Here is a 21,524-nt window from a genome sequence, read left to right as displayed (position 1 = left end):
CCGGGGCGCCGGCCCACCTTGGGTGGAAGAGACCTCCGGCAGCGCGACGACGCTGGTTACTTGCCGTTACGTATGCTGGAGGCGCAGTGAATGTTTCCCCGACCCTGTGGGTCCTGACGATCGTGGGCCTGGCCGCGCTCATCGCGATGGACTTCTTCATCGGCCGCAAGCCGCACGACGTGTCCATCAAGGAAGCCGGGATCTGGACCGTCGTCTGGATCGCCCTGGCAGGCCTCTTCGGGCTCGGTTTGATGATCTTCGGTGGCGGCCAGCCGGGCGGCGAGTTCTTCGCGGGCTTCATCACCGAGAAGTCGCTGAGCGTCGACAACCTCTTCGTCTTCGTCCTGATCATGGCGAAGTTCGCTGTGCCCTCGCAGTACCAGCAGCGGGTGCTCCTCGTCGGTGTCCTCATAGCCCTGGTCCTGCGAGCGATCTTCATCGCCGCGGGCGCCGCCATCCTCGCCAGCTTCGCGTGGGTCTTCTATCTCTTCGGCGCCTTCCTGATCTATACCGCCTGGAAGCTCATCCAGGAGGCCCGGGCCGACGAGGAGGACGAGGAATTCGAGGAGAACAAGCTGCTCAAGGCCGTCGAGCGACGCTTCGGTGTGGCCGACCGGTACCACGGCACCAAGCTGTGGATCCAGGAGAACGGCAAGCGGGTCATGACCCCGATGCTGGTCGTGATGCTCGCGATCGGCACCACGGACGTGCTCTTCGCGCTCGACTCGATCCCCGCGATCTTCGGTCTGACCCAGGACCCGTACATCGTCTTCACGGCCAATGCCTTTGCCCTGATGGGCCTGAGGCAGCTGTACTTCCTCATCGGCGGCCTACTGAGGAAGCTGGTCCACCTCAGCTACGGTCTGTCGATCATCCTGGGCTTCATCGGCGTCAAGCTGGTCCTGCACGCACTGCACGAGTCGGGGGTCCATGTCCCGGAGATCAGCATCCCGGTCTCCCTCGGCGTGATCTGCGCCGTCCTGATCGTCACCACGATCACCAGCCTGAGGGCATCCAGGAAGCAGGCGGCAGCCGCGGCGGCGCAGGCGCAGAGCGAAGGCGCCGCGAAGAACAGCATCGAGGCCTGACCGCCTCGGACGGACGAACACCCCCCCGGAGCGGTGCGCGGCGCATCGCCGACCACCGCTCCGGGGCTTCGTCGGGTGCTGAGCGCTCCCCTCCGGGAGAGCCAAGGTCGGGTGGAGGCACCGTGGGCACACCGAGGAAGTTCGTGCAGATCGTCGACTTCGAGACCGACCGCATCGAGGAGATGCGGAAGCCGACCGACGAAACGGACCAGTGCCTGCCGGACCGCACCGGTGGTCCCACGCACCGCCGGCATCGGCCTGACCATCCCCGCGGTCGGTCCGGCATCCCTCTGGCTCGTCGGCCCCCGCTCGCCCTCGGCCTGGGCGCTACCCACTGCGCTGACTGTGGTGGTGAGAGCCCTGACCGTGGTGCCGGGCCGGGCCACACCACTCCAAGGCGGCGTGCATCTGGCGCTGTTCGCCGCGTACCTGGAGCCGGCGATCAACCCCTGGACGGTGCGTAAACGCTTACGCAGGCGCTTACGCAGGCGCTTACGCACCCGCGCTCATTCCGGTGCCGGTGCCGGTTGTGCTGCCACCGGCACCGGCACTGGCCGCGTCTCCGGCAGCAGAGCGAAGCACCCCAGGCTCAGCAGCGCGAGCCCTGTCAGATACGCCCCCACGCCCCACGGCACCCGGCCGCCCCGTTCCACCAGCGCGGTCGCCACGATCGGCGTGAGCCCGCCGCCCACGACCCCGCCGAGGTTGTAGCCGACCGAGGCGCCCGTGCAGCGCACCCGGGGTTCGTACAACTCCGGCAGATAGGCGGCGATCACGGCGAACATCGTGATGAAGGCGAGCATCGATCCCAGGAAGCCGAGAAACATCGGCAACGGCTCACCGGTCGCGAGGAGCGCCACCATCGGGAACATCCACACGGCGGCCGCCGCGCATCCGGCCAGGCACAGGGGCCGCCGCCCGTAACGGTCGCTGAGCAGCGCCACCACCGGCGTGAGCGAGCCCTTCACCACCACCGCGGCCATGATGCAGGTCAGCATGACGGTACGGCTGACCCCTAGGCGTTCGGTCGCGTAGGCGAGGGACCACGTCGTGACCGCGTAGAAGATCGCGTATCCGACCGAGAGCGCGCCGGCCGTCAGCAGGACGAGTCGCCAGTGGTCACGTGCCACCTCGACAAGCGGCACGCGCGCGTGGTCGTCGATTCCGAGGAAGCCGGGACTCTCGGTGAGCGACGAGCGCAGCCACAGCCCCATCGCGGCCAGCAGCCCGGCCGCCCAGAACGGCACCCGCCAGCCCCACTGAGCGAACTGGGCCTCGGACAGCGTCGACGACAGCGCCAGCACCACACCGTTGGCGAGCAGGAAGCCCAGCGCGGGCCCCACCTGCGGGAAACTCGACCACAGGCCGCGCCGCCCGGCGGGCGCGTGTTCCGCGGTCAGCAGGACGGCCCCGCCCCACTCCCCGCCCAGCCCCAGCCCTTGCAGGAAACGCAGCACCAGGAGCAGGACCGGAGCGGCCACGCCGATCGTGTGGTACGTCGGTACACAGCCGACCGCCACGGTGGAGGCGCCGGTCAACAGCAGTGAGGCGACCAGGACCGGCCTGCGACCGTGCCGGTCCCCGATGTGCCCGAACAGCACCGAACCGAGGGGGCGTGCGACGAACCCCACCCCGAAGATCCCGAAGGCGGCCAGCGTCCCCGCCACCGGCGAGAACGTCGGGAAGAACAGCGGCCCCAGGATCAGCGCCGCCGCCGTCCCGTATACGAAGAAGTCGTAGAACTCGATGGCTGTCCCGGCGAGCGAGGCCGCCGCGAGCCGCAGCATGGAGGGTGCCCTTACGGAGCGTACGTCGCGCATGTCGAGTCAACTACCCACGGTGATCGCGGGTTACGGGGGCGCGTGGGGTCGCGGCACGTGTCAGTAGGTGACGGTGATGCGCCGGGCGGGACCGTCGACGCGCACCGTGCCGCCGTAGGGGATGACGAGTTGCGGATCGGTGTGTCCGAAGTCGACGTCGAAGACGACGGTGGTGCCGGGGGCGTACGCGCGCGTGGCGCGCAGCACGGACTCGCGTTGGCCGGCGGCGTAGCAGGCGGCCTCCTGAGGGCTGTGGGGGTGTTCGAAGGACCACGTCTTCGGGCGGCCCATCAGGAGGGCGGAGAAGCGCTGGAGCAGTCCGCGCTCGCCCATGGCGCGCAGGGTGCGGAAGACCTCCGCGTCGCCCGGCAGCTCCTCCGAGGTCTCCAGGAACAGCACCCCGCCGTCGTACACCGCCAGGTCGTGCGCGATCTCGAGGTCGGCCATCAGCAGCCACCCGAGGGTCTCCAGATTGCCGCCCCAACTGCGCCCCTCGACCATGCGGTCGGCGTTCAGCCAGGTCCACCCGGCGCCCGGGCGGGTCTCGGGTTCCGTAGCGAAGGTCGTGGGGTCGGCCCAGTCGCGGTCGACATCGTTCCAGCGCTCTGCGGGCCGCAGTTCGTACGTACCGGAGGTGAACAGCGCCGCCCGCAGGGACGCGGCGGTCTGCGGATGCATCACGCCGGGACGGCCGAGTTCGCACATCACGGACGCCCCGTAGTAGCCGACGCAGCCCGTGGCGTGCAGGTGGGCGAGCAGGTTCGTGTTGTCGCTCATCCCGAAGAAGGGCTTGGGATTCGCCCGGATCAACTCCCGGTCCAGCAGCGGCAGTACGGTGATCTGGTCATCGCCGCCGATCGAAGCGACGATGGCTTTGATGTCCGGGTCGGCGAAGGCCGCGTGGAGGTCGTCGGCCCGCTCCTGTGGTGTCGAGTCCATCCTCCGGGTTGCCGGGTACTCGACGGGTTCGAGCCCGTACTCCTTGCGCAGCCGCTCCAGGCCCAGCTCGTAGGGGAGCGGGAAGAGTCCGGGCAGGCCGGCGGAGGGCGAGACGACGGCAATCCGGTCACCGGGGGAGGGCTTGGGGGGATAGGCGGGTGTCGTCATCCCGCGAGGGTACGGACCGTCGCCCCGCGCGCGCACCGTGATAAACCGGGTCTGAGCAGCGGTCCCCGACGGATCGCCTCGCCCCCGAACGGACCGGAGGAACCGTGCCCCGCACCCTGGCCAACGCCCCGATCATGATCCTCAACGGCCCCAACCTGAACCTGCTCGGCCAGCGCCAGCCGGAGATCTACGGCTCCGACACGCTCGCCGACGTCGAAGCCCTGTGCGCCAAGACGGCGGCCGCACACGGCGGCACGGTGGACTTCCGGCAGTCCAACCACGAGGGGGAACTGGTCGACTGGATCCACGAGGCACGGCTGACGCACTGCGGAATCGTGATCAATCCTGGTGCCTACTCGCACACCTCGGTGGCGATCCTTGATGCGCTCAACACCTGCGACGGACTTCCGGTGTTGGAGGTCCACATCTCCAACATCCACCAGCGCGAGTCGTTCCGGCACCACTCGTACGTATCGCTGCGCGCCGACGGCGTCATCGCCGGATGCGGGGTACAGGGGTACGCGTTCGGGGTGGAGCGGGTCGGGGCGCTGGCAGGGGCGAGGCAGGCCGACGCGTAAGCGCTTACGTCACCAGCGGGCTCCTCACAGGCGTCCCGCCTCCACGATCCGCCGCAGGAAGCGCCGGGTGCGCTCCTGCTGTGGATCGCCGAAGATCTGCTCGGCGGTGCCGTGCTCCAGCACCACTCCCGAGTCCAGAAAACAGACCTGGTCGGCGACATCGCGGGCGAAGCCCATCTCGTGTGTGGCCAGCACCATGGTCATGCCGTCGTCCTTCAGGTCGCGGACGACGGTGAGGACCTCACCCACGAGCTCCGGGTCGAGCGCGGCCGTGATCTCGTCGAGCAGCAGCAACCGGGGGCGTACGGCCAGGGCGCGCACGATCGCGACGCGCTGCTGCTGGCCGCCGCTGAGCCGGTCCGGGTACTCGCCCGCCTTGCCGCCGAGCCCGAGCCGCTCCAGCAGCTCACGCGCGCGTGCCTCGGCCTCCGCGCGGGAGGCACCGTGCACCCGGCGTGGAGCGAGCGTGACGTTCTCCAGCACCGTCATGTGCGGGAAGAGGTTGTACGCCTGGAAGACCACGCCGATCCGGCGGCGCACCGCGTCCTGGTCGGCACGCGGGTCGGTGATCTCCTCGTCGTCCAGCCAGATCGCGCCGTCGTCGATCTCCTCCAGGAGGTTCGCGCACCGGAGCAGCGTGGACTTGCCGGAGCCGGAGGCACCGATCAGCGCGGTCACCGTATGCGGGGCCACCTCAAGATCGACGTCCCGCAGCACGACCGAGTCGCCGAACTTCTTGCGGACGGACTCCATCCGCAGCACGGGTGTGTCGTTCAAAGCGTTCCTCCCTGGGCCCGGCGCCGGTCCATCCGGGCCGTCACCCAGTCCGTGAACCGGGTCATCGGAATCGTCAGCGCCACGAAGACCAGGCCCGCGACGATGTACGGCGTGTAGTTGAGGCTGCGGCCCACGATGATGTCGGCCGCTCGTACGGCGTCGATCGCGCCGCCGATCGACACCAGCCCGGTGTCCTTCTGCAGCGACACCAGGTCGTTCAGCAGGGGCGGCACCTGGCGGCGCACGGCCTGAGGCAGGACGACATGGCGCAGCGCCTGCCGGTTGTTGAGGCCGAGTGAGCGGGCCGCCGCGCGTTGCGAGGGATGGACGGACTCGATACCCGCCCGGAAGACCTCGGCGACGTACGCCGAGTACGTGAGCGTGAGTGCCACGCCCCCCAGCAGCACCGGGTCGACGGTCACTCCCTGCAGCCGCAGCGCGGGAACACCGAGGACCACGATCATCAGGTTGATGATGAGCGGCAGCCCGCGGAAGAAGTCGGTGTAGGCGGCGGCCAGGACTCGCAACGGGAAGAACACCGGGCCGCGCAGGGTACGGGCGATGGCGATGAGCATCCCGAGGACCAGCACGGCGGCGCCGCAGATCACCAGCAGCCGGACGTTGAGCCACAGCCCTTCGAGGACCTTGGGCAGCGCCTCGCGCGCGTACTGCCCGTTGAAGAACGTCTCCTTGGTGCGCGGCCAGCCGGGCGCGTTGACGACGACCAGGTAGAGGACGACACCCGTGGCCAGGGTGGAGAGCGCGGCGATGGCCGTGGCGCGACGGGACCGGGCGCGCTTGTAGGCCTCACGTGCGATCCGGCGCTGCGACGGGGTGTATCCGGCGCCACCGGCCGTCATGTCGCCCTTGTCGTCCGCGCCCTCCTGATCGGACTCCTCCTTCGCGAGCGTCACTTGAGCACCGGGGCGTCCACGGCGTCGGACAGCCACTGCTTCTCCAGCCTCGCAAGGGTGCCGTCCTCGCGCAGGGTGTCCACGGCTTCCGTCACGCACGAGGTGAGCGCGCTGCCCTTGTCGAGCACGAGCCCGAACTGCTCCGGCGTACCGCCCTGGTTCTCGAACTGGCCCACGATCTTCGCGTCCGTCACCTCGGCCGCGGTGATGTAGAACGCGGTCGGCAGGTCGGTGACGATGGCATCGACCTGGCCGTTCTTCAGCGCGGACTTGGCCTGGTCGTTCTTGGAGTAGACGGCCGCCTGCCGCGTCGGCTTCACCACGGCGTCGATGTAGTCGAGGCTGGTCGTGCCGACCTGGGCGCCCAGCTTGAGGCCCTTCAGGTCCGCGATACTCGTCCCCTTCGCGGCCTTGGTGCTCTTGAGCGCGATGACCGCTTGGCGCACGTCGTAGTAGCCGGACGAGAAGTCGACGGCCTTTTTGCGCTCATCGCTGATCGACACCTGATTGATGTCGACGTCGAACGTCTTCTCACCGGGAGCGAAGGCCTTGTTGAAGGGGACGCTCTGCCAGACGACGGCACTCTTGTCGTAGCCGAGCTGCTTCGCCACGGCGTACGCGACCGCCGACTCGAACCCCTCGCCGTTGGCCGGCTTGTCATCCTTGAACCACGGTTCGTACGCGGGCTCGTCGGTGGCGACAGTCAGCTTGCCGGAGGCCTTCGTGGCCAGCTTGCCCTTGGCGCAGGTGGCGCCGGCCGACCCCGACGCGGTGTCGGCGGCCTTCCCCTCCGGCTGCGGAGCACAACCGACGGCGGCGGCGAGAAGGGCTATGGTCGGGGCGGCGAGGGCGCGCTGGAGCGCGCGCGGGGCAGGATGCATGGCCGGAGATTGGCAGCCGACCGTCCCGTTTGTCGAGGTCACAGCGGGAATTGTCCGCATACTGGGAACGGGTGTTGCGTTCTTGTAAACGCGTGGCAGGAGGGCTGCCGGGGCCGCCGGTCGAGGGCGGGGATCGAAAGACCGGCGGCCCGTACCGCGCAGGAGCCGTCATCCTGTGCGGGGCTGCTTCCAGTTGACTGCGCAACCAGGTGCGCCGGGAGCGCGCGCACGGCACCAGCGCGTGTGAATGGTTCACACGGGGCGCGTGCACGGGGCGCGTTGCGGGAGGGGCGCGCACGCGGAGTGTCTCAGCGCCCCGCGCTCGCCACCGTCCCGTTCAGCGCCCCGCGCTCGCCATCCTCCCGGTCACCACTCCCCGCACACCGACCTCCCGGTCACCACCCGCGCGCGTGCCACTCCGGCAGATGCGGGCGCTCCGTACCCAGCGTCGTGTCGTCGCCGTGGCCCGGGTAGACCCAGGTCTCGTCCGGGAGCGCGTCGAAGATCTTCGTCTCGACATCGTGGATCAGGCTGGCGAACGCTTTCGGGTCCTTGCGGGTGTTGCCTACACCGCCAGGAAAGAGGCAGTCGCCGGTGAACACATGGGGATGCCCGTGCGGATCGTCGTAGACGAGGGCGATCGAGCCCGGCGTGTGGCCGACCAGGTGGCGCGCGGTGAGTTCCACGCGCCCCACACGGATGGTGTCGCCGTCGTCCACCAGGACGTCGGTCGGCACGGGGATGCCTTCGGCGTCGTCCCGGCCGGCGTACGTCCGCGCGTGTGTGGCCGCCACGACCTCGGCGAGTGCCTGCCAGTGGTCGCCGTGCTGGTGCGTGGTGACGACGGACGTGATGCCCTCGTCGCCGATCGTGCCGAGCAGTGTGTGCGCGTCGTTGGCCGCATCGATCAGCAACTGCTCGTCGGTGGCCCGGCAGCGCAGCACATAGGCGTTGTTGTCCATCGGGCCGACCGCGATCTTCGTGATCATCAGGTCCTTGAGCTCGTGTACGTCCGCCGGGCCGCCGACCGTCACTTGTCCCCTGTACGTCATGGCGGCCAGCCTATAGCGGGGGAGCGGCGCCAAGACCGTCCGAGTGCTACAGCGGAGGGAGCACCGGAGGCGGGCCGCCGGTCACGGTGGTCAGACCGGAGCCGTCGCGGCGGCCGCAGAGCCAGCCGAGCAGGTCGGACGTGGGGCCCGCCACGGTGACCTCGGGTGCGCTCGTCTCCCGGCGACCCGTGCTCCACGCGCGCGTGCCGTCCGTCAGGTGCGTCGGGGGCACGTCGGGGTGCCCGGTGAACCGCTCGGTGAGGAAGACGATCTCGCGCTGGGTGAACTCCTCCGGAAGATCCTCCAGCTCATGTCCGATGCCGAGGTCCACGTGGTGCAGCTCCACCTCGATCCAGCGCCGGAACGGCACCCGGGACGCCGAGTCGGTGACCCCGCCCCGCAGCTCGACCGTGCGCGCCCAGTCCGCCGGAGCGGCCCCGGCTTCCTGGAAACGGGCCGCGCTGTCACGCAGGTCGGTGAGCTGGACGTCGAGGGGGCGCGGGGCGTCCCGCTCGATGTCGGCGTCCCGTGTCTCGTGGGACGTGTACATGGGGCGGCCTTCGAGGACGTTGACGAGGGCGTCCGCGTTGCGGGCGAGGTGGGCCAGGACATGACCCCGGGTCCAGCCGGGGAGCCGTGACGGCTCGGTCACCGACGCGGTCTCCAGCACGGCGACTGCGGTGAGCAGCCGCTCGGTCGCTTCATGTACAGACGCCAGGTCATGTGCGTGATCAATCATGGTGCTGACAGTAGCTGCGCCACACCTTTGGGTGAAGGTGGCGAACGGGTGCCCAAAATCGAATGCGCGTGCTATAGGGTCGGGCGTGGCGTCGGGCATGCTGGAGGGCCGGGGATTGTTATGCATCCGGGAATCCGACCGGCGTTGTCAGTGGCTCCCCCTAGTCTGAGAAAGCACGGGGGCCCCGCCCCTGTCACTTCTCTCAAGAAAGGTGCGGACCGGCGTGGCCGACCGTCTCATCGTCCGTGGCGCGCGCGAGCACAACCTGAAGAACGTCTCGCTCGACCTGCCTCGCGACTCGATCATCGTCTTCACGGGCCTGTCCGGGTCGGGTAAGTCCTCCCTGGCCTTCGACACCATCTTCGCCGAGGGTCAGCGGCGCTACGTGGAGTCGCTCTCCTCGTACGCCCGCCAGTTCCTCGGTCAGATGGACAAGCCGGACGTCGACTTCATCGAGGGCCTCTCGCCCGCGGTCTCCATCGACCAGAAGTCGACCTCGCGCAACCCCCGCTCGACGGTCGGCACCATCACCGAGGTCTACGACTACCTGCGACTGCTCTTCGCCCGCATCGGCAAGCCGCACTGCCCCGAGTGCGGTCGCCCGATCTCGCGCCAGTCGCCGCAGGCCATCGTCGACCGGGTCCTGGAGCTGCCGGAGGGGAGCCGCTTCCAGGTGCTGTCGCCGCTGGTGCGCGAGCGCAAGGGCGAGTTCGTCGACCTCTTCGCCGACCTCCAGACCAAGGGCTACTCCCGTGCGAGGGTGGACGGCGAGACCGTCCAGCTCTCCAACCCGCCCACGCTGAAGAAGCAGGAGAAGCACACCATCGAGGTGGTCATCGACCGCCTCACGGTGAAGGACTCCGCCAAGCGTCGCCTCACCGACTCGGTGGAGACGGCCCTCGGCCTCTCCGGCGGCATGGTCGTGCTCGACTTCGTCGACCTCCCCGAGGACGACCCCGAGCGCGAGCGCATGTTCTCGGAGCATCTGTACTGCGCGTACGACGACCTGTCCTTCGAGGAACTGGAGCCCCGCTCCTTCTCCTTCAACTCGCCCTTCGGCGCCTGCCCCGAGTGCAGCGGCATCGGCACGCGCATGGAGGTCGACCCCGAGCTGATCGTCCCGGACGAGGACAAGTCCCTCGACGAGGGCGCCATCCACCCCTGGTCGCACGGCCACACCAAGGACTATTTCGGCCGCCTGATCGGCGCCCTCGCGGACGCGCTGGGCTTCCGGACGGACATCCCCTTCGCGGGCCTGCCGCAGCGCGCCAGGAAGGCCCTTCTGTACGGCCACAAGACCCAGATCGAGGTCCGCTACCGCAACCGCTACGGGCGCGAGCGGGTCTACACGACGCCCTTCGAAGGCGCCGTACCCTTCGTCAAGCGCCGGCACGGCGAGGCCGAGAGCGACGCCAGCCGTGAGCGCTTCGAGGGCTATATGCGCGAGGTGCCCTGCCCGACCTGTGAGGGCACGCGCCTCAAACCGATCGTCCTCGCGGTCACGATCATGGGGAGGTCGATCGCCGAGATCTCCGCGATGTCCATCAGCGACTGCGCGGACTTCCTGGGTGAGCTGAAGCTCAACGCGCGCGACAAGAAGATCGCCGAGCGTGTCCTGAAGGAGGTCAACGAGCGGCTGCGGTTCCTGGTCGACGTCGGCCTCGACTACCTCTCGCTCAACCGCGCGGCCGGCACCCTCTCCGGAGGCGAGGCCCAGCGCATCCGCCTGGCCACCCAGATCGGCTCCGGCCTCGTCGGCGTCCTGTACGTCCTCGACGAGCCTTCCATCGGCCTGCACCAGCGCGACAACCACCGGCTGATCGAGACCCTGGTCCGGCTGCGCGACATGGGCAACACGCTCATCGTCGTCGAGCACGACGAGGACACCATCAAGATCGCCGACTGGATCGTCGACATCGGCCCCGGCGCGGGCGAGCACGGCGGCAAGGTCGTGCACAGCGGCTCCCTGAAGGAGCTGCTCGCCAACACCGAGTCACAGACCGGGCAGTACCTGTCCGGCAAGAAGTCCATCCCGCTGCCCGGCATCCGCCGCCCCCTGGATCCGTCCCGGCAGCTCACGGTGCACGGCGCCCGCGAGAACAACCTTCAGGACATCGACGTGTCCTTCCCGCTGGGCGTGTTCACCGCGGTCACCGGTGTGTCCGGCTCCGGCAAGTCGACGCTGGTCAACGACATTCTGTACACGCACCTGGCCCGCGAGCTCAACGGCGCCCGGAACGTTCCGGGCCGGCACACGCGCGTGGAGGGTGACGACCTGGTCGACAAGGTCGTGCACGTCGACCAGTCGCCCATCGGCCGCACACCGCGCTCGAACCCGGCGACGTACACCGGTGTCTTCGACCACGTCCGCAAACTGTTCGCCGAGACGACCGAGGCGAAGGTCCGCGGTTACATGCCCGGCCGTTTCTCCTTCAACGTCAAGGGCGGCCGCTGCGAGAACTGCGCGGGCGACGGCACCATCAAGATCGAGATGAACTTCCTCCCGGACGTGTACGTCCCGTGCGAGGTCTGCCACGGTGCCCGGTACAACCGGGAGACCCTGGAGGTCCACTACAAGGGCAAGTCCATCGCCGAGGTCCTGAACATGCCGATCGAGGAGGCGACGGAGTTCTTCGAGGCCGTCCCCTCCATCGCTCGCCACCTCAACACGCTGAAGGACGTCGGTCTCGGCTATGTCCGACTCGGCCAGTCCGCGACCACCCTGTCCGGCGGCGAGGCCCAGCGCGTCAAGCTCGCCAGCGAACTGCAGCGCCGCTCCACCGGACGCACCGTCTACGTCCTCGACGAGCCGACCACCGGTCTGCACTTCGAGGACATCAGCAAGCTGCTGAAGGTCCTCTCCGGACTGGTCGACAAGGGCAACACGGTCATCGTCATCGAGCACAACCTTGACGTGATCAAGACCGCCGACTGGGTCGTCGACATGGGTCCCGAGGGCGGCGCCGGCGGTGGTCTGGTCGTCGCCGAGGGCACGCCGGAGGAGGTCGCCGGGGTCCCGGCCAGCCACACCGGCAAGTTCCTGCGGGAGGTCCTCGGAGCCGACCGGATCAGCGACGCGTCCGTGCCCGCGGCGCGCAACAAGGCCACCGTGGCGGCCAAGACGACGGCCAGGAAGACCGCCACGAAGGCGGTCAACAGCACGGCCGCGAAGAAGGCGGCCACCAAGACGGTCGCGAAGAAGACGACCCGGGCCCGCAAGGCCTGATCCGAGCGGAACGCGGGCCGGCCCGAACACAGGCCGGCCGGTCGGCCTCGGTCGGCAAGCGGCCCGTCCGGACAAGTCCAGATACAGCAGCGCCCCGTGGGGAACTCCCCGCGGGGCGCCGCCCGTTTCGTCAGCCGTCGTCAGCCGTCGTCAGCCGTCGTCAGCCGTCGTCAGCCGTCGTCAGCCGTCGTCAGCCGTCGTCAGCCGTCGTCAGCCGTCGTCTCTCAGCCCTCCAGCTCGTGGGCGTACGGCGGCTCCGCCCCGGCTCGGGAACAGGTGATCGCTGCCGCACGGGCCGCGAATCGAAGCAGCCGGGTCCAGCCGTCGGGGCCCAGGGTGACGAGGGCCTGCGGGGACAGGGCATCCCGCGCGGAGAGACCGTGCAGCAGGGCCGCGTTCACAGTGTCGCCCGCGCCGATCGTGTCCACGACGTCGACCTTCTCGCCCGGTACGGAGTGCACCGCACCGTCTCGGGTGAAGACGGCCAGTCCGTCGCCGCCCTGGGTGATCACGACGGCCGAGGGCCCGGCGGCCAGCCACTCGCGGGGGGTGCCGCCCAGCCACAGGGCGTCCTCCTCGGAGAGCTTGAGCAACGACACCGACGGCAGCCAGCTGGTGAACCTGGCCCGGTAGGCGTCCGCGTCGGGGATCAGCCCGGCCCGGATGTTCGGGTCGAGGACGGTGAACACGCCCTGTGCGGCCGCCGTCCGCATCAGCTCCTCGTAGGCGCTCGCACCCGGCTCCAGGACCAGGGAGCAGGTACCGAAGGACACCGCCCGCGTTCCCTCGGGCAGTGCCGCGGGCGTGGTGAACAGCCGGTCGGCGGTCCCGTCGACGTAGAAGGAGTACACGGCGGAACCGTGCTCGCCGATCGTGGCGACGGCGAGGGTGGTCGGCTCGGTGCCGCGCTGTACGTCCGACACGCTCACACCCGCCTGTCGCAGGCCGTCGAGCAGGGCCTCCCCGAAGGCGTCCTGGGAGACGCGGGAGCAGAAGGCCGTCGGAGAGCCGAGGCGGCCGAGGGCCACGGCTGTGTTGTAGGGGCCGCCGCCGAGCGCCGGCTGCAGGACCGCGAGGGCGCCCGTCCCCTGCGGTACCAGGTCGATCAGGGCCTCACCGGCGACGACGATCACGAGACTTCCTCTCTCGGACTCTCTCGGAGCACGAGGGTTGGGGGGAGCTGGGAGTTGGGAGCATACGGAGGCATGGGAACCACGGGGAACATGAATTACGGGGGGAACATAGGGACGATGGATGACGGAGCCCGGAGACTGGGCGGCTACGAGGGCCTCCGGGGCTCGGCGGGCCGCTCCGGCCCGCCGGGGCAGCCGCAGGAGGTGCGGTGGACGAAGGTGCAAGGCAGCCGTACGGTCCGGGCGGCCCGCTCCGGTGCGGCGAGACGTTCCAGGAGCACCCGGACCGCCTGGGCGCCGATCTCCTTGCCGGGCTGGGCGATCGCGGTGAGCCGGGGAGTGAACAGGTCGGCCCAGTCGAAGTCGTCGAAGCAACACAGCGCGACGTCGTGGGGCACGGACAGACCCCGCTCGCGGAGCGCGCGCAGCGCACCGAGCGTCATCGCGTTGTTGGCGGTGACGAGTGCGGTGGGCGGCGCGGCGAGGGAGAGCAGGGCAGCCGTGGCGCGTTGTCCGCCCGCCGACTCGGAGTCGCCGTGGACCACGAGGCGTTCGTCGTAGGGGAGTCCGGCGTCGGCTAGGCCGTGGCGGTAGCCCGTGATCCGCTCGCTGGTGGTGCTTAGCCTCGGGCGGCCTGCGACCAGGGCGATCCTCCGGTGGCCGAGCCCGGCGAGATGGCTGACCAGCTCGGCCGTCGGTTCGGCGCTGTCGGCACAGACCTGGTCGAAGCGCGGTTCACGGTGCTGCGAGGACTCGACCACCCGGTCCAGGAAAACGGTCGGCACCTCGTGACGCCCCAGGTAGGAGACGAGCTCGCGCGGGTCCGCGGAGGGCGCGACGATCATGCCGTCCACGCGCCGCTCGTGCAGGAGCTGGACGACCTTGCGCTCGTGCGCGGGATCGTCGTGCGGATCGGCGATGAGCAGGCTGTAGCCGTGCTCCAGGGCGCCGGCCTCGACGCCCTGGAGGATCTCCGTGAAGTACGGGTTACTGACGGCCGACACCGCGAGGCCGATGGACCTCGTGCGGGAGGTCACCAGGGAGCGGGCGAGAGTGTTGGGCGTGTAGCCGAGCTCGTCGATGGCGTCCAGTACGGCCTGGCGGGTGTGGGGCAGCACGGGCCGGGTGTCGTTGAGGACGTGCGAGACGGTCGCCGCGGACACACCGGCGCTGCGTGCGACGTCGGCCATGGTCGGCATAAAGTCTCCCTCCTGGGGCCCGCGTGGGTCGTCCGGGCGGGAACGTATCCCATTCGGCCGCGCACGTAAACGTTTGCGCAAGCGTTTACGTCGAGTCACTGTCCGGGGCACTTGCCGGGGCACTTGCCGTGTCGCCGTCCGTGTCGCCGTCCGGGTCGTTGTTTCGGGTCACGGTCAGGGTGCTCACCCACGGTTCAGGCGGGAGCCGCACTCCAGTCCCAGGCGATCCCCACGATCCCTGACCGCACCCGCGGCTCGACCAGGTGCACCGAGTGGTGCCGCCCGGTGAGCGCCAGTTCCTGGAGGCCGCTGCGCGGTGCCGCCGCCGAGTGCTGGGCGAACCGGTGGCAGCGCACGGGCAGGGCGTTCTCGTCGAACCGCACCTGGAGCGCGTACTGACCGCCCGCGGGCCCGAAGCCGCGGACGTACTCGTGCGACACGCCCGCCGTGCCGTCCTCGACGCCGTAGCGGAAGAGAAAGGTGTCGCCGGCCCGCAACCGCGTGTCGAAGAGCAACTCGGCGACTAGTACGCCGGTGTCGTGGTGCGAACGGACGCGTCCGGTACGGCAGTTGTCCAGGGCCTGGACGGTCATGCGCTCAGGTGCGCACCCGGGGTCGCCGTGGTGGACGGCCACGAAGCGGTCGACGCCGTCCCGGTGGGCGCGGACGATGTGGTGCGACTCCCGCGCCGCGAGCTCACGGCGGGCCCCGATGCGGACCCGTTCGTGGTGCCCGAGGGTGTGCAGCCCGCTGTCCAGCGGCGAACCCAGGCCGGCCAGCAGGTGCTCCAGCACGTCCGAGGCGGCCACCAGGGACCGGTAGGAGCGGGCTGCGGGCCGCTGCACGGCGGGGTCCTCGGGCCGGGCGAGCAGCCGGATCAGTGACTCCTCCGGCAGTTGGAGGATCTCCTCCAGCGCACGTACGGCCCGTAGCGACTCCGGACGCTGGGGGCGCCGCGCGCCCTGCTGCCAGTAACTCAGGCTAGTGACGCCGACCTTGACCCCATGGCGTGAGAGATGGTGCTGGACTCGCTGCAGAGGCAGTCCACGGGCGGCGATCGCGGCGCGCAGCGCGACGTGAAAAGGGCCGCCACGCAGGGCCGAGTCCAGTTCCGCGGTGGCGACGGTGGCGACGTCCGCGTGCTGTGTGGCGTGCGGCATGCAGGGGCCTTTCTGCGAAGGGCACAACGGCTGGTCAGACCGTGCGTGGAGGTGCCGGGGCCGCAGTGCCGACGGGGGCCTTGACATCCGTACGCCGTCGTTCAGGGCCCAGAGCTTCCCCGCATTGAAGCGTGTTGACCAAGCCCCGACAACACCTGCTGCTCAACACAATCTGTTCATGGCCGACTTCGCACTCACGTGCCCAGGGCGGCGCCCACCTGCGTCCGGCGGGCCCGGGCGAAAGCTTCCGTGCCGGTCGAGGCCGGGCGACGACGTGGATACCACCCCGCTCCAGCCCGGCGCGAGCGGCCTGAAGGAACCGGGCGCTCTCATCGACGCTGAGACGGCGCAGCGACATGGGCACAGCGTGGCCGACGGACCGACGAGGCGCCTTTCGGACAGCCGGAAGCCGCGGCGGACCGTCACGGAAAGAAGCCCCTCGTTCACGCAGTGCGGCAGTAGATAACGGGTGGTGATATGACGCTCCACTCCGGGTCGGGGGCACCGCCCGTATCAGAGCGTGTCGTTCCACGTCGGCCCGATTCCTGGGTTCGCGGTGGAGCCGCCGCCCTCCGCCCGGCCCGGCGTCGTCCACAGGCCCGCCACGCTGTCAGCCCCCGCCAGTAGGGTGTGAGACATGGCCGATCCCTCCAGCTACCGCCCCCGACCGGGACAGATCCCGGACTCTCCCGGGGTCTACAGGTTCCGTGACGAGCACCGCCGGGTGATCTACGTCGGAAAGGCGAAAAGCCTGCGCCAGCGCCTGGCGAACTACTTCCAGGATCTGGCGGGCCTGCACCCCCGCACCCGCACCATGGTCACCACGGCCGCGTCCGTGGAGTGGACGGTGGTGTCCACGGAAGTCGAGGCGCTGCAGCTGGAGTACTCCTGGATCAAGGAGTACGACCCCCGCTTCAACGTCAAGTACCGCGACGACAAGAGCTACCCGTACCTCGCGGTGACGATGAGCGAGGAGTTCCCGCGTGTGCAGGTGATGCGCGGTCACAAAAAGAAGGGCGTGCGCTACTTCGGGCCGTACGGACACGCCTGGGCGATCCGCGACACCGTCGACCTCCTCCTGCGCGTCTTTCCCGTGCGCACCTGCTCGGCCGGTGTCTTCAAGAACGCCGCCCGCACCGGCCGCCCCTGCCTGCTCGGTTACATCGGCAAGTGCTCCGCACCCTGCGTCGAGCGGGTCTCCGCCGAGGAGCACCGCGAACTCGCCGAGGAGTTCTGCGACTTCATGGCCGGCCGCACCGGCACCTATCTGCGCCGCCTGGAGAAGCAGATGATGGAGGCGGCCGAGGAGATGGAGTACGAGCGGGCGGGCCGTCTGCGCGACGACATCGGGGCCCTGAAGAAGGCCATGGAGAAGAGCGCGGTCGTGCTCGCCGACGCGACCGATGCCGACCTGATCGCAGTCGCCGAGGACGAGCTGGAGGCGGCTGTGCAGATCTTCCACGTCCGTGGCGGACGCGTGCGCGGCCAGCGCGGCTGGGTCACCGACAAGGTCGAGGAGATCACCACCGACGCCCTCGTCGAGCACGCCCTCCAGCAGCTCTACGGCGAGGAGAAGGGCGATGCGGTCCCCAAGGAGGTCCTCGTCCCGGCCCTGCCCGAACCCGTGGGGCCCGTCCAGGAGTGGCTCAGCGAGCGGCGCGGGTCACAGGTCTCCCTGCGCATCCCGCAGCGCGGCGACAAGAAGGCCCTCATGGAGACGGTGCAGCGCAACGCCCAGCAGGCTCTCGTGCTGCACAAGACCAAGCGTGCCTCCGACCTCACCACACGCTCGCGTGCCCTGGAGGAGATCGCCGAGGCCCTCGACCTGGACAGCGCCCCGCTGAGGATCGAGTGCTACGACATCTCGCACCTCCAGGGCGACGACGTCGTGGCTTCCATGGTCGTCTTCGAGGACGGACTCCAGCGCAAGAGCGAGTACCGCCGCTTCCAGATCAAGAGCTTCGAGGGCCAGGACGACGTCCGCTCCATGCACGAGGTGATCACCCGCCGCTTCCGGCGCTACCTCGCCGAGAAGGAGAAGACGGGCGAGTGGACCGACGGTGAGGACAGTGTCACCAACGGCCTGACCGACGGCCTCAAGGGCGACCGCACCGACGGCCTCAACGACAACCGCAAGGACGAAGACGGTCGCCCCAAGCGCTTCGCCTACCCGCCCCAGCTCGTCGTCGTCGACGGCGGCCGGCCCCAGGTGGCGGCTGCCAAGAAGGCCTTGGACGAGCTCGGCATCGACGACATCGCCGTGTGCGGTCTCGCCAAGCGCCTGGAGGAGGTCTGGCTGCCCGGCGAGGACGACCCGGTGGTCCTGCCCCGCACCAGCGAGGGTCTCTACCTGCTCCAGCGGGTCCGCGACGAAGCGCACCGCTTCGCGATCACTTACCAGCGCACCAAGAGGGCCAAGCGTTTCCGGTCGAGCCCGCTGGACGACGTTCCGGGGCTCGGGGACGCGCGCAAGCAGGCACTGCTGAAGCATTTCGGTTCGCTGAAGAAACTGCGATCCGCCACCATCGACCAGATCTGCGAGGTCTCCGGCATAGGCCGCAAGACGGCCGAGACGATCGCCGTGGCCCTCGCCCAGTCGGCTCCGGCCACGCCGGCGGTCAACACGGCGACTGGAGAGATCATGGAGGAGGAACCCGGCACCATGGGTTCCAGCGGGGAGCCCCTCACGATGGGCGCCCCGGACGAACGACGGGGGCAGGAGACATGAATGTGAACGAGCACGACGGGCAACAAGGCCAGGCCGGAGACGGAGCGCAGGTGAGTACGGGCACGCCCAACGAGACGGCCGCGGTCCCGGACGCGGCCATCCCCGAGCTGGTGATCATCTCGGGTATGTCAGGGGCCGGGCGCTCGACGGCCGCCAAGTGTCTGGAGGACCTCGGCTGGTTCGTCGTCGACAACCTCCCGCCCGCGCTGATCCCCACCATGGTGGAGCTCGGCGCCCGCTCCCAGGGCAACGTGGCGCGGATCGCGGTCGTCGTCGACGTCCGCGGCCGCCGTTTCTTCGACAACCTCCGCGAGTCCCTCGCCGACCTCGACAGCAGGAGCGTCACCCGGCGGATCGTCTTCCTGGAGTCCTCGGACGACGCCCTGGTGCGCCGCTTCGAGTCGGTGCGCCGCCCGCACCCGCTCCAGGGCGACGGCCGGATCGTCGACGGCATCGCAGCCGAGCGCGAACTGCTGCGCGAGCTGCGAGGCGACGCCGACCTGGTGATCGACACCTCCAGCCTCAACGTGCACGAACTGCGCGCCAAGATGGACGCCCGGTTCGCCGGCGACGACGAGCCCGAGCTGCGGGCCACCGTCATGTCCTTCGGTTTCAAGTACGGCCTCCCGGTCGACGCCGACCTGGTCGCGGACATGCGCTTCCTGCCCAACCCGCACTGGGTTCCGGAGCTGCGGCCGTACAACGGCCTCAACGAGGAGGTGTCGGCGTACGTCTTCAACCAGCCCGGAGCCAAGGAGTTCCTCGACCGCTACGCGGAGCTGCTCAGACTCATCGCGGCCGGCTACCGCCGTGAGGGCAAGCGGTACGTGACGATCGCCATCGGCTGCACCGGCGGCAAGCACCGCTCGGTCGCCACATCGGAGAAGCTCGCCGCGCGACTGGCGGCCGAGGGCGTGGAAACGGTGGTTGTGCACCGGGACATGGGACGGGAATGACGGCACGTACTCCGCGGCTGAGCGGGCTGCGCCGGGCTCTCCCCGAGGGTAGAGCGAGCAGACCCGTCGAGGCCCGTGGCGCCAAGCCGCGCCGCCGCGGCGCCCAGCCCAAGGTGGTCGCCCTCGGCGGCGGCATGGGCCTGTCCGCCTCGCTCGCCGCACTGCGCAGGATCACCGGCGCCCTCACCGCCGTCGTCACCGTGGCCGACGACGGCGGCTCCAGCGGACGGCTGCGCGACGAGCTGGGGGTGCTGCCGCCCGGCGACCTGCGCAAGGCGCTGGCCGCGCTGTGCGGCGACGACGAGTGGGGCCAGACCTGGGCCCGGGTCATCCAGTACCGCTTCCAGTCCCAGGGCGACCTGCACGAACACGCGGTCGGCAATCTGCTGATCGTCGCCCTGTGGGAGCAGCTCGGTGACCATGTTCAGGCCCTCGACCTGGTCGGCAGGCTGCTGGGCGCGCACGGGCGGGTGCTGCCCATGTCGGCCGTACCGCTGGAGCTGCAGGCCCTGGTGAAGGGGCATGACCCGCACCGGCCGGAGAACGTGGACACCGTGCGAGGCCAGGCGACCGTCGCCCTCACGCCCGGCGAGGTGCAGTCCGTGCACCTCGTGCCGCACGACCCGCCCGCGGTACCGGAGGCGGTGGAGGCCGTCCTCGACGCGGACTGGGTGGTCCTGGGCCCCGGCTCCTGGTTCTCCTCGGTCATCCCGCACCTGCTGGTGCCCGAGCTCCTGGACGCGCTCACGCAGACGAAGGCCCGCCGGGTGCTCTCCCTGAACCTCGTGCCGCAACCCGGAGAAACCGAGGGCTTCTCCCCGCAGCGTCATTTGGAGGTTTTGGGACGACACGCCCCTAAACTCGCCCTGGACGTGGTGCTGGCCGACGTGGCCGCCGTGCCCGACCGCGATGTGCTCATCGAGGCCGCCGAGCGGCTCGGTGCCGCGGTCGAGCTGGCCCCGGTGGCCCGCACGGACGGGAGCCCAAGGCATGACCCGGAGCTCCTTGCCGCCGCGTACGACCGTATTTTTCGGATGCATGGAAGGATCGGCCCATGGCGATGACGGCAGCGGTGAAGGACGAGATCTCCCGACTCCCCGTCACCCGGACCTGCTGCAGGAAGGCGGAGGTCTCCGCCCTTCTGCGGTTCGCCGGCGGCCTCCACCTGGTGAGCGGGCGCATCGTGATCGAGGCGGAGCTGGATACCGCGATGGCGGCCCGCCGCCTCAAGCGGGACATCCTGGAGATCTTCGGCCACAGTTCCGAGTTGATTGTCATGGCGCCCGGCGGACTGCGCCGCGGCTCGCGTTACGTCGTCCGGGTCGTCGCCGGCGGTGACCAGCTGGCCCGGCAGACCGGCCTGGTCGACGGCCGGGGCCGCCCGATCCGGGGTCTGCCCCCGCAGGTGGTCTCGGGGGCCACCTGCGACGCCGAGGCGGCCTGGCGCGGGGCTTTCCTGGCGCACGGCTCGCTCACCGAACCCGGCCGCTCCTCCTCCCTCGAGGTGACCTGCCCGGGCCCCGAGGCCGCACTCGCCCTGGTCGGCGCCGCCCGCCGGCTGTCGATCGCGGCGAAGGCCCGCGAGGTGCGCGGGGTGGACCGCGTGGTCGTCCGTGACGGTGACGCGATCGGCGCTCTGCTGACCCGCCTCGGTGCCCACGAGTCGGTACTGGCCTGGGAGGAGCGCCGGATGCGCCGCGAGGTGCGCGCCACGGCGAACCGTCTCGCCAACTTCGACGACGCCAACCTGCGTCGCTCCGCGCGCGCGGCCGTCGCCGCCGGCGCCCGGGTCCAGCGTGCCCTGGAGATCCTCGCCGACGACGTGCCGGAGCACCTCGCCGCCGCCGGCCGGCTGCGCATGGACCACAAGCAGGCCTCCCTGGAGGAGCTGGGCGCGCTCGCCGATCCGCCGCTGACCAAGGACGCAGTGGCCGGCCGTATCCGCCGGCTGCTGGCGATGGCCGACAAGCGCGCCTCCGACCTCGGCATCCCGGGCACGGAGGCCAACCTCAGCGAGGAGCTGGCCGACAACCTCGTGGGCTGAGCCGTCCGCCGCGCACGCTCATCCGATCTGCCAACCCGCCGGTGCCGACGCCCACTTGGGTGAACGGCACCGGCGGGTGCGTGTCCTGAGGGGTCCTTGACTCGATCATGAACTGTCATGAG

Annotated in this window: 18 protein-coding genes and 1 pseudogene; 8 read left to right on the top strand and 11 right to left on the bottom strand. The window is 69.9% G+C overall.

Features of this window, described 5'->3' with window-relative positions; genetic code table 11:
- The first annotated feature begins 86 nt into the window (after window positions 1–86).
- Window positions 87–1,088: a TerC family protein gene (locus tag M2271_RS16230; protein ID WP_280887912.1), complete on the top strand. Its 1,002-nt coding sequence runs from the start codon at window positions 87–89 to the stop codon at window positions 1,086–1,088.
- A gap of 246 nt (window positions 1,089–1,334) precedes the next feature.
- Window positions 1,335–1,538: pseudogene (locus M2271_RS16225) on the top strand (ionic transporter y4hA); the annotation flags it as partial.
- Window positions 1,539–1,594: 56 nt separating this feature from the next.
- Here the strand turns inward: M2271_RS16225 and M2271_RS16220 are convergent.
- Together M2271_RS16220 and M2271_RS16215 are read right to left on the bottom strand one after the other, a co-directional pair.
- Window positions 1,595–2,908 (bottom strand): MFS transporter, encoded by a 1,314-nt coding sequence (locus M2271_RS16220; protein ID WP_280887911.1) that lies wholly within the window; start codon window positions 2,906–2,908, stop codon window positions 1,595–1,597.
- A gap of 60 nt (window positions 2,909–2,968) precedes the next feature.
- Window positions 2,969–4,015 (bottom strand): LD-carboxypeptidase, encoded by a 1,047-nt coding sequence (locus M2271_RS16215; RefSeq protein ID WP_280887910.1) that lies wholly within the window; start codon window positions 4,013–4,015, stop codon window positions 2,969–2,971.
- 104 nt (window positions 4,016–4,119) lie between these two features.
- Here M2271_RS16215 and aroQ point away from each other — a divergent pair, with 104 nt between their 5' ends.
- Entirely contained in the window at window positions 4,120–4,593 is a 474-nt protein-coding gene (aroQ, locus tag M2271_RS16210; protein ID WP_280887909.1) for a type II 3-dehydroquinate dehydratase, read from the top strand.
- 24 nt (window positions 4,594–4,617) lie between these two features.
- On the opposite strand, the gene M2271_RS16205 is transcribed toward aroQ, so the two are convergent.
- From M2271_RS16205 to M2271_RS16185, 5 genes are all read right to left on the bottom strand, one after another.
- Window positions 4,618–5,346 carry an amino acid ABC transporter ATP-binding protein gene (locus M2271_RS16205; protein WP_280887934.1) on the bottom strand — a complete coding sequence of 243 codons (729 nt, stop codon included), beginning with the start codon at window positions 5,344–5,346 and terminating at the stop codon, window positions 4,618–4,620.
- A 20-nt stretch (window positions 5,347–5,366) separates the two neighbouring features.
- On the bottom strand, window positions 5,367–6,284 hold the full coding sequence (locus tag M2271_RS16200; RefSeq protein WP_280887908.1) for an amino acid ABC transporter permease: 918 nt from the start codon (window positions 6,282–6,284) through the stop codon (window positions 5,367–5,369).
- Window positions 6,281–7,165: an ABC transporter substrate-binding protein gene (locus tag M2271_RS16195; RefSeq protein WP_280887907.1), complete on the bottom strand. Its 885-nt coding sequence runs from the start codon at window positions 7,163–7,165 to the stop codon at window positions 6,281–6,283. Before M2271_RS16195 ends, M2271_RS16200 begins: the two co-directional genes overlap by 4 nt.
- A gap of 395 nt (window positions 7,166–7,560) precedes the next feature.
- Window positions 7,561–8,217 carry an MBL fold metallo-hydrolase gene (locus M2271_RS16190; protein ID WP_280887906.1) on the bottom strand — a complete coding sequence of 219 codons (657 nt, stop codon included), beginning with the start codon at window positions 8,215–8,217 and terminating at the stop codon, window positions 7,561–7,563.
- Between the two features lie 46 nt (window positions 8,218–8,263).
- A complete protein-coding gene (locus M2271_RS16185) occupies window positions 8,264–8,956 on the bottom strand; it encodes a maleylpyruvate isomerase family mycothiol-dependent enzyme (protein WP_280887905.1) in 693 nt (230 codons plus the stop codon).
- 223 nt (window positions 8,957–9,179) lie between these two features.
- Between M2271_RS16185 and uvrA the strand changes: the two genes are divergently transcribed.
- Entirely contained in the window at window positions 9,180–12,182 is a 3,003-nt protein-coding gene (gene uvrA, locus M2271_RS16180; RefSeq protein WP_280887904.1) for an excinuclease ABC subunit UvrA, read from the top strand.
- 224 nt (window positions 12,183–12,406) lie between these two features.
- Here the strand turns inward: uvrA and M2271_RS16175 are convergent, their stop codons facing one another.
- The 4 genes from M2271_RS16175 to M2271_RS16160 all read right to left on the bottom strand — a co-directional run bounded on the left by M2271_RS16175 (window position 12,407) and on the right by M2271_RS16160 (window position 16,313).
- The gene (locus M2271_RS16175; protein ID WP_280887903.1) at window positions 12,407–13,315 is read right to left on the bottom strand and encodes a carbohydrate kinase; all 909 of its coding nucleotides are present in this window, start codon (window positions 13,313–13,315) and stop codon (window positions 12,407–12,409) included.
- A gap of 146 nt (window positions 13,316–13,461) precedes the next feature.
- Complete coding sequence (locus M2271_RS16170) at window positions 13,462–14,514, bottom strand: LacI family DNA-binding transcriptional regulator (RefSeq protein WP_280887902.1); 1,053 nt, start codon at window positions 14,512–14,514, stop codon at window positions 13,462–13,464.
- Between the two features lie 194 nt (window positions 14,515–14,708).
- Window positions 14,709–15,674, bottom strand: a complete 966-nt coding sequence (locus tag M2271_RS16165) for a hypothetical protein (protein WP_280887901.1) — start codon at window positions 15,672–15,674, stop codon at window positions 14,709–14,711.
- A 513-nt stretch (window positions 15,675–16,187) separates the two neighbouring features.
- Complete coding sequence (locus tag M2271_RS16160) at window positions 16,188–16,313, bottom strand: hypothetical protein (protein WP_280887900.1); 126 nt, start codon at window positions 16,311–16,313, stop codon at window positions 16,188–16,190.
- Between M2271_RS16160 and uvrC the strand changes: the two genes are divergently transcribed.
- The 4 genes from uvrC to whiA are packed head-to-tail and all read left to right on the top strand — an operon-like array spanning window position 16,312 to window position 21,402.
- Window positions 16,312–18,402, top strand: coding sequence for an excinuclease ABC subunit UvrC (gene uvrC, locus M2271_RS16155; protein WP_280887899.1), 2,091 nt, complete (start codon window positions 16,312–16,314; stop codon window positions 18,400–18,402). The two genes, M2271_RS16160 and uvrC, sit on opposite strands and share 2 nt — an antisense overlap.
- Window positions 18,399–19,358 carry an RNase adapter RapZ gene (gene rapZ / locus M2271_RS16150; protein WP_280887898.1) on the top strand — a complete coding sequence of 320 codons (960 nt, stop codon included), beginning with the start codon at window positions 18,399–18,401 and terminating at the stop codon, window positions 19,356–19,358. The genes uvrC and rapZ overlap by 4 nt, the downstream gene beginning before the upstream one ends.
- Complete coding sequence (gene yvcK, locus M2271_RS16145) at window positions 19,355–20,422, top strand: uridine diphosphate-N-acetylglucosamine-binding protein YvcK (protein ID WP_280887897.1); 1,068 nt, start codon at window positions 19,355–19,357, stop codon at window positions 20,420–20,422. The genes rapZ and yvcK overlap by 4 nt, the downstream gene beginning before the upstream one ends.
- Window positions 20,413–21,402, top strand: coding sequence for a DNA-binding protein WhiA (whiA, locus tag M2271_RS16140; protein WP_280887896.1), 990 nt, complete (start codon window positions 20,413–20,415; stop codon window positions 21,400–21,402). Before yvcK ends, whiA begins: the two co-directional genes overlap by 10 nt.
- Window positions 21,403–21,524 lie beyond the last annotated feature (122 nt).

This window comes from Streptomyces sp. LBL (assembly GCF_029893585.1).
Taxonomy (GTDB): Bacteria; Actinomycetota; Actinomycetes; order Streptomycetales; family Streptomycetaceae; genus Streptomyces.
Note: the sequence above shows the minus strand (reverse complement) of the source record. Positions and strands in the feature narration are given on the sequence as shown.

Bases quoted from the DNA above. Each gene is read 5' to 3' on its own strand.
- M2271_RS16185 (WP_280887905.1), bottom strand. From the start codon at position 8,956: ATGATTGATCACGCACATGACCTGGCGTCTGTACATGAAGCGACCGAG.
- M2271_RS16220 (WP_280887911.1), bottom strand. From the start codon at position 2,908: ATGCGCGACGTACGCTCCGTAAGGGCACCCTCCATGCTGCGGCTCGCG.
- M2271_RS16215 (WP_280887910.1), bottom strand. From the start codon at position 4,015: ATGACGACACCCGCCTATCCCCCCAAGCCCTCCCCCGGTGACCGGATT.
- yvcK (WP_280887897.1), top strand. From the start codon at position 19,355: ATGACGGCACGTACTCCGCGGCTGAGCGGGCTGCGCCGGGCTCTCCCC.
- M2271_RS16195 (WP_280887907.1), bottom strand. From the start codon at position 7,165: ATGCATCCTGCCCCGCGCGCGCTCCAGCGCGCCCTCGCCGCCCCGACC.
- M2271_RS16160 (WP_280887900.1), bottom strand. From the start codon at position 16,313: ATGTCTCACACCCTACTGGCGGGGGCTGACAGCGTGGCGGGCCTGTGG.
- M2271_RS16205 (WP_280887934.1), bottom strand. From the start codon at position 5,346: ATGGAGTCCGTCCGCAAGAAGTTCGGCGACTCGGTCGTGCTGCGGGAC.
- M2271_RS16170 (WP_280887902.1), bottom strand. From the start codon at position 14,514: ATGCCGACCATGGCCGACGTCGCACGCAGCGCCGGTGTGTCCGCGGCG.
- rapZ (WP_280887898.1), top strand. From the start codon at position 18,399: ATGAATGTGAACGAGCACGACGGGCAACAAGGCCAGGCCGGAGACGGA.
- whiA (WP_280887896.1), top strand. From the start codon at position 20,413: ATGGCGATGACGGCAGCGGTGAAGGACGAGATCTCCCGACTCCCCGTC.
- M2271_RS16190 (WP_280887906.1), bottom strand. From the start codon at position 8,217: ATGACGTACAGGGGACAAGTGACGGTCGGCGGCCCGGCGGACGTACAC.
- M2271_RS16165 (WP_280887901.1), bottom strand. From the start codon at position 15,674: ATGCCGCACGCCACACAGCACGCGGACGTCGCCACCGTCGCCACCGCG.
- uvrC (WP_280887899.1), top strand. From the start codon at position 16,312: ATGGCCGATCCCTCCAGCTACCGCCCCCGACCGGGACAGATCCCGGAC.